At 71.9% G+C, this 13336-nt stretch carries 11 protein-coding genes; 5 read left to right on the top strand and 6 right to left on the bottom strand.

The window, feature by feature from the left end; translation table 11 throughout:
• Positions 1-119 precede the first annotated feature (119 nt).
• Positions 120-1331, bottom strand: a complete 1212-nt coding sequence (locus tag OHT61_RS01340) for a HupE/UreJ family protein (protein WP_329034243.1) — start codon at positions 1329-1331, stop codon at positions 120-122.
• Positions 1332-1503: 172 nt separating this feature from the next.
• Between OHT61_RS01340 and OHT61_RS01345 the strand changes: the two genes are divergently transcribed.
• The 4 genes from OHT61_RS01345 to OHT61_RS01360 all read left to right on the top strand — a co-directional run bounded on the left by OHT61_RS01345 (position 1504) and on the right by OHT61_RS01360 (position 5839).
• Positions 1504-2175, top strand: coding sequence for a hypothetical protein (locus OHT61_RS01345; protein WP_329034245.1), 672 nt, complete (start codon positions 1504-1506; stop codon positions 2173-2175).
• Positions 2176-2385: 210 nt separating this feature from the next.
• The gene (locus tag OHT61_RS01350) at positions 2386-3828 is read left to right on the top strand and encodes a Gfo/Idh/MocA family protein (RefSeq protein ID WP_329034247.1); all 1443 of its coding nucleotides are present in this window, start codon (positions 2386-2388) and stop codon (positions 3826-3828) included.
• A gap of 55 nt (positions 3829-3883) precedes the next feature.
• Entirely contained in the window at positions 3884-4915 is a 1032-nt protein-coding gene (locus tag OHT61_RS01355) for an NEW3 domain-containing protein (RefSeq protein WP_329034249.1), read from the top strand.
• Between the two features lie 225 nt (positions 4916-5140).
• Positions 5141-5839 carry a class I SAM-dependent methyltransferase gene (locus tag OHT61_RS01360; RefSeq protein ID WP_329034251.1) on the top strand — a complete coding sequence of 233 codons (699 nt, stop codon included), beginning with the start codon at positions 5141-5143 and terminating at the stop codon, positions 5837-5839.
• A 30-nt stretch (positions 5840-5869) separates the two neighbouring features.
• Here the strand turns inward: OHT61_RS01360 and OHT61_RS01365 are convergent, their stop codons facing one another.
• The 3 genes from OHT61_RS01365 to OHT61_RS01375 are packed head-to-tail and all read right to left on the bottom strand — an operon-like array spanning position 5870 to position 8349.
• The gene (locus OHT61_RS01365) at positions 5870-6583 is read right to left on the bottom strand and encodes a polysaccharide deacetylase family protein (protein ID WP_329043046.1); all 714 of its coding nucleotides are present in this window, start codon (positions 6581-6583) and stop codon (positions 5870-5872) included.
• Between the two features lie 38 nt (positions 6584-6621).
• The gene (locus OHT61_RS01370; protein ID WP_329034253.1) at positions 6622-7488 is read right to left on the bottom strand and encodes a DMT family transporter; all 867 of its coding nucleotides are present in this window, start codon (positions 7486-7488) and stop codon (positions 6622-6624) included.
• Positions 7489-7527: 39 nt separating this feature from the next.
• The gene (locus OHT61_RS01375; RefSeq protein WP_329034255.1) at positions 7528-8349 is read right to left on the bottom strand and encodes an SDR family NAD(P)-dependent oxidoreductase; all 822 of its coding nucleotides are present in this window, start codon (positions 8347-8349) and stop codon (positions 7528-7530) included.
• 180 nt (positions 8350-8529) lie between these two features.
• Here OHT61_RS01375 and OHT61_RS01380 point away from each other — a divergent pair, with 180 nt between their 5' ends.
• Positions 8530-9744, top strand: a complete 1215-nt coding sequence (locus OHT61_RS01380) for an MGDG synthase family glycosyltransferase (RefSeq protein WP_329034257.1) — start codon at positions 8530-8532, stop codon at positions 9742-9744.
• Positions 9745-9771: 27 nt separating this feature from the next.
• On the opposite strand, the gene OHT61_RS01385 is transcribed toward OHT61_RS01380, so the two are convergent.
• Positions 9772-11010, bottom strand: coding sequence for a SpoIIE family protein phosphatase (locus OHT61_RS01385; protein ID WP_329034259.1), 1239 nt, complete (start codon positions 11008-11010; stop codon positions 9772-9774).
• 148 nt (positions 11011-11158) lie between these two features.
• Positions 11159-13159, bottom strand: coding sequence for a CASTOR/POLLUX-related putative ion channel (locus OHT61_RS01390; RefSeq protein ID WP_329034260.1), 2001 nt, complete (start codon positions 13157-13159; stop codon positions 11159-11161).
• Positions 13160-13336: the final 177 nt, after the last annotated feature.

Below are 13336 nucleotides of genomic sequence, written 5' to 3' on the forward strand. Positions count from 1 at the left end.
TGCATGTGATGACCTCGTAAAGGTGCTGTGTCCCGGTGAACGCCTCGCGAATTCGGACTCCGTTCCGGCTGAACTTCGCGATCGGCGGCAAACCGCCCGACCTGCCCAGATGTCAGGAATCAGGCACCGAGGAGACGTTGCACGCACCACACCATTCCCATGACCGCCACACCCGCCGAAACCGCTCCCGTGACCCGGAGGCCCGCCGTGGGCGCGCGTCCGCGCAGCAGGACCAGCAGGGGGAAGACGGCGGCGATGATGGTCAACTGCACCACCTCGATACCGATGTTGAAGACCAGCAGTGACCACAGCAGCGTCCATGACCACGCTTCGTCGATGCCCAGCGCGCCCGCGAAACCCAGGCCGTGCACGAGACCGAAGCAGAACACGACACCGAGGCGCGTCCAGCCCGCGCGGTCCAGGCTGAAGTGCCCGTCCCCGGCGGGTTCGAGGTCGGTGGCGTGATCGCCCTGCCGCCATATCCGCCACAGGTACCACCCGGCCACCACGGCGATCGACAGGGCGATCACGGGTTCCACGGCGCGCGCGGGCACCTCGACCAGGCCGAGGGCGGCGAGCATGAAGGTCACCGAGTGGGCGAGTGTGAAGCTCGTGGCCGCGAGCACGATCTCGCGCAGCCGCCGCGACCCCGCGATGAGCGCCAGCAGGAACAGGATGTGGTCGATTCCGCTCAACAGGTGCTCCGCGCCCAGGCGGAAGAACTCCCAGAAGCGCTCGTACCACGTCTGCGCCGTCGAGAAGGACGGGTGGGCGGCATCGAGAGCGGCGCTGCCCGAGTGGCCGTCGATCGTATACGTGACGATCGTCTTCGTGCCCTTGACGAAGCCCTCGGCATCGGGGAACAGACCGCTGCGCACCTCATGGGCACGGCCTCCGCCCGCGCAGGCCCAGTCGACGACGAGTCCGGCGTACGGCACACCTTCGCGCTGCCCCATCGAGAAGCCGCCGCTCCGCCGCGGCGCGCAGTCCTTGCCGTCGGACGTCAGCGAGAAGTGGCGGCCGACGTAGGCCGTCACGGACTTCGCATGGCCGTCCAGGGCCGCCGCCTGCCCCGCCGTGTCCCCCGACTCGAATGCCGCGGTGCCGGCCCTGAACAGAGGGTCGTCCTTCTCGGAGTCCGCGGCGGACACGACGAGCAGGTCGTATTCGAGCGCGAGTTCCGTGCGTATGTGGCCGCCGTCGCCCGACGTCACGTCGGCGTAGGCGGTCGAGGTGAATCCATGGGCGGAGGCCGGCTGGGCGGCGGTGCTCAGGATCGCGATCAGTACCGCGACGACACCCACGAGGGCGCGGCGGATCCGCTGTGACATGTTGCTCCTTCAGGTTGCCTGTGCACGCTGCATGTCACGGATGAACGGAAACCGGCTGATCGGCGAACCGTGGAACAACATGCGCGAGAACGGCACCGGAGGAGGAAGCGGGCACGGGATCGGATAGCAGGATGGAGCCGCACCTTCCACCACCTCCCGGAGGACGATCGCCTTGCGCCCCCACCTTCCGTTCGTCGCCGCGCTGGCGGCCGCCGCCGCGCTGACCACCGGATGCGGCTCCGGCGACGACTGGTCACGACCGCACCCGGAGCCCGTCGCCGTCGGCACCCTCGGTCCGGAGTTCGTGGACCGTGCCTCACCGCCCGCCCCCGAGGCGACGATCACGCCACGGCCGGGATCCTGGAGTGAGGTGCATCCCTCGGAGGACTACCGCGTGGTGCTGCTCACCGCCGGCGACGACCGTCCCACCAAGGCCCTCGTGAAGGCGGTCGACGACTGGGCGGACGACGAGGGCGTCGCCATCAGGACGGTGGTCGCCGACTCACCGGCCGACTACATACCGAGCGTCGTGGAGGCCATGGAGATGACTCCCGACCTCATCGTCACCGCGGGGAACGACCTGATCGATCCCCTCGCCACGGTCACCCCGAACCACCTGGACCAGCCGTTCCTGGTGGTGGGTGCGGAACTGGCCGAGCCCACCCACAACGTGACCGCGGTCGACTGGCCCGGCGCGTCCTTCCGGGGCGAGGGGCTCGGCATGTCCTCGACGTACGACGCCACTTCGTTCACCGAGGCGCGCTGCGCCGCGGCCGTCAGAGCGGGGGTCGCGGCCGTGCTCAACGACCTCACCGGGATCGTGGTCCGGCTCGACGGACACTGACGGGCGCACCGTCACGGCATGGCCGGAACGCCCCGAGCCGCTGCGACCTCGCCCCTTCCTCCAACTCCTCGAAGCGCGCCAACTGGCCACCGCATGCTTGATTTTGTTCGTAACGCACTTCTTTCGAGCATCTATTGACACACAAGTGGCGTCACGGCCAGAGTCGTCCCCGCCAGTGCTGCCGGTCGACGCATCGAGGAGTGTCTCGCCATGCCCGGAATCCCCGCCGTCTCACGTCGCTTGCTACTCGGAGGAACACTGGCCACGGGAGCCGCCGCTGCCGGCCTCGGACCCGGGTCGGCCGCTGCCGCCGAAGCGGCACCGGCACAAGCGGTGCCGGCCGCGGCCCCGGGCCGCCGGCCGGGTCAGAAGTCGATGATCAACGTGCCGTTCGAGCCGTACAGGACGGTCCGGGTCGGTGTGATCGGGCTGGGCAACCGGGGCTCGTTCATGACCACGGGCTGGTCCGTGGTTCCCGGCTGTGTCGTCACGGCCGTGTGCGACATCCGCGCGGACCGCGCCGCACGCACGGCCGACGGGCTGGTCGCCGCCGGCAAGCCCCGCCCCGCCGAGTACGGCGGATCGGCGGAGGCGTACGCCAGGATGCTGCGGCGTGACGACATCGACCTCGTCTACATCGCCACCCCGTGGGAGTTCCACTTCGAACAGGGCAAGGCCGCCCTGCTGGCCGGCAAGCACGCGGTCGTGGAACTGCCGGTCGCGACCGAACTGCACGAGCTGTGGGACCTCGTGGACACCTCGGAGCGCACCCGCCGGAATCTGATGCTGTCGGAGAACTGCAGCTACGGCCGCAACGAGCTGGCCATGCTGAAGATGGCGCACGAGGGACTGTTCGGCGACGTCACGAACGGCCACGGCGGCTATCTGCACGACCTGCGTGAACTGCTCTTCTCGGACACGTACTACACCGACGCGTGGCGGCGGCGCTGGCACACCCGCAGTACGGCGTCCTTCTACGCCATGCACGGGCTGGCGCCGATCGCCGCGGCGATGGACATCAACCGCGGCGACCGCATGACGACGCTCAAGGCGACCGCGACCGCCCCGAAGGGGCTCGCCGACTACCGGGAGCGCTTCGTACCCAGGTCGCACCCGTCGTGGCGCGAGACGTACATCAACGGCGACCTGGTCAGCTGTGCGATCGAGACGGCCAACGGCAGGACCATCAGGGCCGAGCACGACGTGAGTTCACCGCGTCCGTACAGCCGTATCAACTCGCTCGCGGGCAGCCGCGGGATCTTCGAGGACTACGCCGGCACGTCGGCCACCGGCGGACGCATCTACGTCGAGCCGGACCACGGGGGCCACACGTGGCGGGACTTCGACACGTACCTCAAGGAGTTCGACCACTGGCTCTGGAAGAAGATCGGCGACGATGCCGCGAGCAACGGCGGCCACGGGGGCATGGACTACGTACTCCAGTGGCGCACCGTGCAGCTGATGCGTGCGGGACTGGTGCCGGACATCGACGTGTACGACTCTGCCTCCTGGTGCGCCCCGGTCCCCCTGAGTGTCATGTCCCTGGAAAAGGAGGGCCGGCCGGTCGCGGTCCCGGACTTCACACGAGGAAGTTGGGTCAACCTCCGCACCGGCCTCGACTCGCGCAGCACGGACATGCCGCCGGCGTCGTGACCGCCACCGCTCCGCCCGCTCCGCCTCCGCCCCCGGCCATTCGAAGGAGCACGTGATGAGACCAGCACGACGGTTCGGTCCGCTCAGAACACTGGCGGCGGTGGTCGCGGCTGTGGGCGTGACCGCCCTCATGCCCGCCCAGGCGACGGCGTCCGTCCGGGAGGTCCCGGCCGTGGTGGCGACCACCGAGGTGACCACCGAGGCAACCACCGAGGTGACCATCGCACCCGTGGACCTCGAGGGTCCCGCCATCTCGGCGGTGACGGTCACGGTCAGGAACTCCGGCCCGCAGCGCCTTCGTTCACTCGAAGTGGCCTTCGCGGGACCGAAGGGCTGGGCCGTACAGCCGGCCGTGCGCAGCGTCGGCGGTTCGCTCGCGGCCGGCGCGTCGGCCGACGCGTCCTTCCGGATCCAGGTCCCTGAGAAGCGCCCGGGCTTCGTCATCCGTACGTTCACCGCGACCGCGACGTACAAGGGCGGCGACGGCCGGGGCACGGCGACCGGCACCCGCACCGAGCGCTCCGGCTCCCCGCAGACGAACCTGGCGGCGGCGTACAACAACGTCGGCATCACGGACGAATCGGCGACCGGGCCGGGCGACTACGACGGCGAGGGGAACAGCTTCTCCGCCCAACGCCTGGCGGCGGCGGGCCTGCCGCGCGGCGCGAGGGTCGAGGCACTGGGAGCCGAACTCACCTGGCCGGACGTGGCGGCGGGTACGAAGGACAACGTGTCCAGCGGCGGTCAGGCGGTGGAGCTCGACGGGAGCGGCGGCAAGCTGGTCTTCCTCGGCTCGGGTGTCACGAGCGCCGCGACGGGGAACGCCACCGTCCACTACACCGACGGCACGTCGAGCACCGGGACGATCGGCTTCCCGAACTGGTCCTTCGACCCGGCGGACGCACACGGCGCCACACTGGTGAAGTCGACGGACGGACGCAACCGGCCGGACGGCTACGGCAATGCCACGGTGCAGTACCGGGTGTTCGCCCACTCGATCCCGCTCGACCCGTCCAGAACGCCCGACTTCGTGGTCCTGCCCGCGAACGCCGATATCCACATCTTCGCCATGGCGATCGCCGCGTGAGCACGGGGGCCGCCACGGCAACGGCCCCGGACTGAGTGTGGTCGGCTCCGCCCGGGGCGCGGAGCCGACCCTCATGCGGGCGACAGGCGCGGGGCCTGCGCGTGAGCCCACCGCCACGATCCGCGCCCGCGCTCCGCGCATCCCGCACCCGCGCCACGGAGCACGCGGCAGGATGGCCGGAGCCGAACCGCGGTGAGCCGATACGGCGTCAGGATGGGGTGACGGATGACCGCACAACGGGAACCTCTGCGGACCTGGACCGTCTACGGACAGCGGCAGCTGGACCGCGGCCACGTACCGCCCGTACCCGAGCGCATCGACTGGGGGTTCTGGCCGGGCGTCGGTCCGGGGGCCGAACTGCTCGGAGACCTCAGCGGAAAGCGCGTCCTCGACATCGGCTCCGGGCCTGGCCACCACGCGGTCCACCTGGCCCGCGCCCACGGTGCCCTGGTGGACGGCGTGGACGCGTCGCCGACCCAGCACGAGCGCGCCACGAGGACCTATCCCGCAGAACCGGGAGTGCGGTTCGTCTGCGCCGACATCGCCGAGCATCTGGACCGCGTCGAACCGTACGAGGCCGCCTACGGCCTCCGCACCTTCGGCTGTGTCGACCCGCTCCATCTCCTGCCGGCGCTGCGCGACGGACTGGCCGACGGCGCGACCCTCGTCTTCTCCGCGCTCCACACCGACCATGAGGGTCGAGGACCGGCCGCCACGGTGTCACCTCGGTCCGGCTTCATCCGGCTCCGCGACGAGGAACCCATCCCGGTGCAGATCTGGGCTCTCACCCCCGACTGCTGGACGGGCCTGCTCACCGCACACGGCTTCGCCGTGGACCGGGTGGAGCTGATCCGGGCGCCGGAACCCCGGGATCCCGTAGTGGTCCAGCTCATCCGCGCCGTGCGTCGGCACACGGCTGACTGACGGCTCGATGCCCCTTCAAGCCCGTAACGGTCACGCGTCCGCGCGCCCGATCCCGTGCTCGTTCAGCGGGCCGGCGCTCAGGCCGAGCCGGCGGCACTCCGCCAGCAGGCCGGGGAGGGCGCCCAGCGTCGCACGCCACGCACCGGGCGCGCTCCACCCGTCCGCGTCGTGCAGCAGCACGGTGCCACCGCCTGTCAGGTCCGCGAGGACCGAGGCCTCCACCGACCGCGCGTCGGCGTCCGCCGTCCAGTCGCGGCCCCACGACGACCACAGCACCGGCCGCAGCCCCGCGCGCCGGGCGGCGGCCAGGCGGCCGCCGCTGAGGATCCCGTACGGGGGTCGGTACCACTGCGGGTCCGTCCCGCAGATCCTGCGCACCGCATCGGCCGTTCGGGCGACCTCGCGCGCATCGCGCAGTGGCGCGGGGAACCACGGGCGGTCGTGATGCCATCCGTGCACCGCGACCTCGTGCCCCGCCGCCACCAGGGCACGGCCGAGCGCGGGATGGCGCTCCAGTGAGGTGCCGACGACGAAGAAGGTCGCCCGTACGCCGTGATCGGCCAGGGCACCCAGGAAGTGCGGGGTGCTGGCCGGGTCCGGTCCGTCGTCGAAGGTCAGCGCGACATGGCCGGGACGGCCCCGGCCGTCCAGCGCGGGGCTGAGCGCCTTCCGCACGGGGGGCAGCCAGGTGGCTGCGGGCCCGATGTGCCAGGCGGCCACCAGACCGAGCGCGCACGCGGCCATGCCGGACGCACGTCCCGCACTTGCCGTAGCACCACGTCTCACCACCGCTGTGCCTCCTTCCCCGAGACGAGGGGTGATCTGCTCAGATGTACGCACGCGAACGCGATGAGCCCGAGGGACGCCAGTTCCGGGAGCACCCGCCAGCCGAGGGAGATGCTCTCGTCGAACAGCGAGACGCCCAGGATGACGCTCAGCAGTGAGTCGCCGAGCGTGAGCGCGGGCTGGGACGCGGCGAGTGATCCCGCCCGCAGGGTCGCCTGCAGCAGCAGGAAGGAACCCAGGCCGACGGCTGCGGCCGTGTACAACTGCCACGCGCTGATCACCTCCCCCAGGCCGTCGGGCAGCAGACCCAGCGTGTCCTTGATCAGAGCCGCGGTGAAGGAGAATCCGATGGCGGTCACCGTGCCCAGCACGGCCGCCCGCGCGGAGCCCTTCTGCCGCATGCCCACGAAGATCAGTGCGGCGGAAACGACCACGGCCGGCACCGCGCTGACCAGCCATCTCCCCGGTGGCACGCTGTCCATGCCGCCCCCCGGACCGGCGAGCAGGAGGAAGGCCGCGAGACCCAGCGCCATCGCGAGGAACGCGGCCCAGGTGCCCGCGCCCGGCGGCCACCGGAACACGGCTGCGGCCAGGACCAGCGTGAACAGGAGTTCGGTCGTCATCACCGGCTGCACCACCGCCAGTGGCCCGGCCGCCAGGGCGAGGGCCTGCGCCACGCCCGAGAGGGCGAGCAGCCCAGCCCCCCAGCGCCAGACCCGGAGACGGACGAAGCCGAACCGCCCGGCCGCGCGGCCCCAGGCGGACGTGGACAGGTCGGTCGCCGCGGCGCGGCGCTGGAGGACGGAGGCCGCCGCGTTCCCCAGAGCGGCCACCAGGGCCAGCACCACGCAGAGGACGATCATGTGTCGCCCCCCGCCCGGGCCGGCCGGCCGGAAGTCAGCTCAGCCAAAGCGCGTGGCCAGCCTGCGAAAGAGGTTCGGCGCCATGCCCTGCACCCGCGCGGGCGCGCCCAGCCAGCGCGGCACGGTGATCTGGTCCCGGCCGCCCACCAGAGCTTCCTCGACCGCCGCCGCGACCCGCCCGGCAGGCACCGGCCGAGGCCAGGAACGCGTGTAGGGGGCGTCGCGGCGGGCGAAGAACGGTGTCGCCACAGGACCCGGCTGCACCAGGCACAGCTGGACCCCTGTGCCCTGGAGCTCGTAGCGCAGGCTCTCCGCGAAGGGGATCAGCGCTCCCTTCGTCGCCGCGTACGCCGCCTCGCCCCGCACGCCGTACCGTCCCGCGACGGAGCCCAGCAGGACGAGCCGGCCCGACCCGCGGGCGACCATCTGCGGCAGCACGAGCCCGACGAGGTGGAGCACGGCGCAGACGTTGACGTTCACGAGGCGGTCGACGGTGGCGGGTGTCATGTCCGTATACGCCCCGGCCCAGCCGAGGCCCGCCGCGGCGACGAGTGCGTCGACTCGGCCGCTGTGCGCCAGTGCGGCCTCGGCGAGCTTCCGGCAGCCCTCCTGGGTGGCCAGATCCATCGGCAGCGCGGCTCCGGCGGTGCGGGCGGCGACCGCGCCGAGCCGGGCCTCGTCGCGCCCGTTCAGCAGCAGCTCCCAGCGTGGGTCGGCCGACAGACGTGACGCGACCTCCGCACCGATCCCGGACGAGGCACCGGTGATCAGCACGACCCGCCGCCCGCTGCGGGCAGGCCCGGCATCGGGCGTCGCGTCTCCGGCTTCGGGGTTACTGCGAGGTGGGGGGCTCGCGCGCATGGCTTTCCGTCCTCCGTCGCCGCCGACAGGCGAGCTCCTCTCCGAGCCCACCGACACCGGACCGTTCTGACTCATCCTTCATGGAACCGGCCCACCGGCAAACGCGCGTGACCGCTTCGGGCTAACGACGCGGCCTGTCCGGATGTGGCGGACCTGCCGCTCTGCGAGGAATATTCAGGAATGAGCAGGTTCCTGCTATTCAGCGCCAGCATGGGCGCGGGACATGACGCCGTCGCACGCGAACTGGCCGGACGGCTGCGCGCGTCCGGGCACCGGACCGCCCACCTGGACTTCCTGGACCTGCTGCCCGCGGGTACCGGCCGCGGGCTGCGCGCCGCCTATCGCACGGCCGTACGCCGCTGTCCGTGGGCCTACCAGGCCGTCTACTCGGCGTTCTTCCGTGATCGCGGGGACCCTCCACCGGGCGGACGGAAAGGCTGGACGCCGGACACGGGGCCCCTGGCCGCCGTCCTGGAGTCCCGCCTGCTCCACGTCGTCGACCGCTGGGCGCCGGACGTCCTCGTGCCGACCTTCCACCAGGCCGCCCAGGTCACCGGGCGGCTGCGGGCCACCCGCGGCGCGGGGTGTCCGCCGAGCGCGGTCGTGGTCACCGACTTCGCGGTGCACCGGCAGTGGCTCCACCGGGGGAACGACCTGCACCTGTGCCTGACGGACGCCGCCGCGGCACGGGTCCGCGCGTCGACCGGGCGCCCGGCGGAGGTGTGCGGCCCGGTCGTCCCGGCCGCCTTCACCGAGGCTTCCGGGACACCCGCGGACGGCCATCGGTCGTCGCGGTGGGCGGGCGAGGTCGCGCGGAGGGGCGGGGACCGGCCTGTGGTGCTCGTGTCGGCCGGAGCCTGGGGGGTGGGGCGGGGGCTGACCGCGACGGCCCGCCTGCTCGCGGACGCGGGGCATCTGCCGGTGCTGCTGTGCGGCAGGGACGAGGGCCTGCGGGCCCGTGCGGCCGGCCTCCCCGGCGTCCTCGCCCTGGGCTGGGTGGACGACCTGCCCGGTCTGATGGCGGTGTCGTGCGCGCTGGTCGACAACGCGGCGGGGCAGACAGCCGTGCAGGCCCTCGCCGCGGGCGTACCCGTCGTCGGATACCGGCCGATCCCCGGACACGGAGCCGAGGGGGTCGGCGAGATGGCCGCCGAGGGCATCACCGAGCTCGCGTACGACGGGAACGCACTGCTCGGCGCGCTGGAACGGCTGGTGCTTCCCGGCCCCGAACGGGAACGCCGGATCGCCGCTGGCCGGGCCGTCTTCACCGCGGACCCGGCCGTGCTCCTGGCCCGGTGGGCCGATCCGCGCACCCGTACGGAGACCGCCGCCGGAGAGGGAGGAGAGGGACGGCATGCCGTGCGGGAACGGCGCGGCGCCCCGGATGACGTATGAAGCCCTCGGCGCCGGAATGACGTCGCACTACAGCCGGATGACGACGAGCGCGACGTCGTCGGCGGCGCCCTCCGAGATGCCCAGGCGGTTCAGCACCGAGTCGGCGAGCCGGGCGGGAGCGAGGGTGCTGTCTTGGGCCAGGGCTGCGGTCAACCGGGCCAGGCTGACGTCGATGTCCTCGGTACGGCGCTCGATCAGGCCGTCGGTGTACAGCACGAGGGTGTCCCCGGGGGTGTAGGCCAGGCCGGCCTGCGGGCGGGGGACGTGGTGGGGACGGGCGCCCAGCGGTGGATCGGTCGCCTTGTCCAGCAGTTCGTGGCTTCCGTCGGGGTGCAGCAGGACCGGCGGCGGGTGCCCGGCGTTGCTGTAGATGATCAGACTGCTGCGGGTGTCGACCAGTACCTTGACGGCGGTCGCGGCGGTCGCGCCCTCCAGCGACCGGGCGTAGAGCCCGAGGACTTCCAGGGCCTGGGCGGGGCTGGGAATGGCCCGGATGACCGCGCTCAGGGCACTGCGGAGCATGCCCATCACCGCCGCCGCCTGCAGGCCGTGCCCCACGACGTCTCCGACGGCTGCGGCGAAGCGGTCGGGTGGCAGGTCGACGACGTCGTACCAGTCCCCGCACACGTTCAGCGAGGTCGTCGCCGGCAGATAGCGCACGGCGATGTTGTCGTCGTGCCGGTCCAGGTCGGGCACGGTGAGCATGGCTTCCTGCAGGGTGACGGCGACCTGGCGTTCGCGGGCGTTGGACTCACGGAGCTTCTGGTTGAGCCTCTGGAGCTCGCCGGCGCGGGCGTACAGTTCGGCCGCCATGCCCTTCTCCCGCTCGGTGAACGCCTCGGTGAGCCGGCGCGCCCGGCGGGAGTGGACGAAGGCCGTGACGTCCTCGGCGCGCTGGACGACCCACTTCACCTCGCCGTCGGCACCGCGCAGGGGTGTGTGGATCGCGGACCACCAGCGCTCCTCGAAGCCGTCCGGCTGGTCGGGAGCGGGGATGTCGTAGCGCTGGAGCACCAGGGTGTCCGGTTTCCCGGTCGTGAGGACCAGGCGCATCGAGGCCTTCAGGTTCTGCTGCGTCTCACCGTTTGAACCGGGGCGTTGTGGGAGCGCGTCGAAGAAGTACCGGCCGATGAGCTGGTCCCTGGTCCGCCCGGTGCTGTGCAGGTACGCCTCGTTGACGTAGCAGATACTCAGGTCCGCATCCAGCATCACGTAGGGGCTCGGCGTGGCATCGAAGAATGCCGTGAAATCAACATCGATCGTCATACGCGCTCTCCATGGACGTGGAGGGCCGCCTCTCCTTCCCACCAATCTACGCGCGATCCGCCGACCCGGCTCGGGTGCCGGGAGGGGCCGGTCGCCGCCCCGGGCCGCATGTCCCCGTCGCCCGGGCGAGTGTCCCCGTCACGGCGGGTCACCGCGCCGTGATCACGATGACGTCGTCGTCCGCGCTCCAGCGACGGACCGCCGTCTTGGAAGGATTCACGTGGACGCGATGACCGGACCGGTCCCACCCCTGGTCCCGGGTACGGAAACCGATGGCGCACTCCCCGCGCCTCGAAGCCGATTCCACGACCGTGGCGAACGAGGTGTGACCTCCCTCCCGGATGTAGTCGCCGGACGGTCTGAGGTGGATGCCGTCGCCGCCGGGGGCGAGGAGGCTCTCGAACACGCCGGCGAGGAGCCAGTTCTGGGAGATCTGCGTCATCAGGAGTCCGATCAGCTTCCCGCTGACGACGAAGTCGGCACCCGGGCCGACCGGTGCGATCGACCTGTTGCGGTCGTCGGTCATCTCGGTGACCACGGAGACCGGCCGGCCCGCTCCCTCTTCCAGGGCGCGCAGGAGCAGCAGGGTGACGAGTGTCCGGTCGTCGGGCGATCCGTTCCCGGCCGGACGGTCGGGCCCCAGGACGATGACGCCGTCGTACGCGGCGGGCGTGAGGGCGTTCACCGTCCCGGGGAGCGTCGGATCTCCGCGGCGGAAGGTGATCCGCAGGCCGGTGTCCTCGACGGTCGCGCTTCGCATCTCCTCGCGCGCCCACTCCGTGTGCTCGGTCACCACGTGAAGGACGGTGCCGGCCGTCACGTGGCCGGACAGGTGGTCGACGATGCGCCGCGCCCTGCGGTTCCACCCGAGCAGGAGCAGGCGCCCGGGCCGCGGCGGCGCCAGCGGGCCCGACACGATCAGTGACTCGTCGAAGGCCGCCGGCATGCCGGTCGCCGACGCCGCGACACCGTCCCTCGCGATGACGACGAGTCTGTCGCCGGAGTGGACGACGGCGTCCCGAGCCGGGTTCAGGCGTACCGCTCCGTCCGCGCCCACCAGGCCCACCACACTGGCGGCGGGGCGGGACAGCACCACCTCCCCGAAGGTGAGGCCCGTCTGCGCCGGGGTGTCGACGACGTAGAACTCGTCGCCCGCGAAGTCGAACAACTCCTGGTAGACGAGGGAGAGGCCGGGCTGCCGCACACACTGCGAGACCAGGCGCGCGGTGATGTCGTCGACCTCGAGGACGACGGCGTTCGCACCCGCGGCGAGCCGGGCGGCGAGCCGGTAGCGCTCGTCCCGGACCACGGCCACGATCCGCACCCGGCAGTCCTCGCCGACCAACGCCCGCAGTGACAGGAGGGTCTTCACCACCTCCGCGTCCTCGTCCGGTTCGTCGGGGGGAAGCACCAGGACGACTTCGGCCGTGCCGGGGCTGACCCGTGCGAGCGCCACGGGGTCGGTGGCGCGTCCGTTCCGGCAGATGATCCGCGTACGCCCGGTGTCGCCCACCTCGGCGCTCAGCTCCTCCTCCATCTCGGTCTTGTCCACGTCGGCCAGCACCGCGATCGCCCTCGGCCGTCCGCTCGTGCCGGCGGCGACGAGTTCGGCCGCCACCGTGTGGATCTGCGCCGACCAGCCGAGCACGACGGTGTGCCCCTGCTCCAGGACCGTGGAGTGTCCCAGCCGCAACGCGACCAGTTCCTCGGTGATCGCCGTGGTGATGAGACTGACAAGGGTGGAGACGTAGAACAGGGCCACCAACGCGAGGAGGACGGACAACGCGACACGCAGCGGTGAACCGACCTCGCCGCCAAGCCGGAGCGTCTGCCCGACGGTCCGCCACACCGCCGCGACCTTCGACCAAGGCGCCGGGGGCGCGCTGTCGTCCGTCCACACCAGGACGGCACTCACGGGCACGACGATGGCCAGACAGGCGATGGCGAGCCAGCCGATGAGAGCGGCCACACCGCCGGTCAGTGTGTTGTCGAACCAGTACCGCACGTGATCGTTCCAGGGGGGCCTGCGCGTGTCTCCGGCCTTCACGCGCACCGCGGCCAGCGGAGCGCGCTTCGGCTGTCGCTGCCTGCCCACCCGGGCGCTGCCGGCGTGGGGACGCCGGTCGATACCACCTCTTGTCCTCTGCACAGGAGCAGCGTGAGGAATCGGTGTCCCCGGCACGTGGATATCGGGCCGGGGTTCATCCTTTCGGGATGCGTTGCCAGGGGCACGTTCCGGCCGGGAAAGCGCCACGACGCCGCCGGGCCGGGGCTCCGGTGCGGCTTCGGACCCGGCCTCGGCCTCGGCGGGGAACACCGCGAGGTG

This window comes from Streptomyces sp. NBC_00178 (assembly GCF_036206005.1).
Classification (GTDB): domain Bacteria; phylum Actinomycetota; class Actinomycetes; order Streptomycetales; family Streptomycetaceae; genus Streptomyces.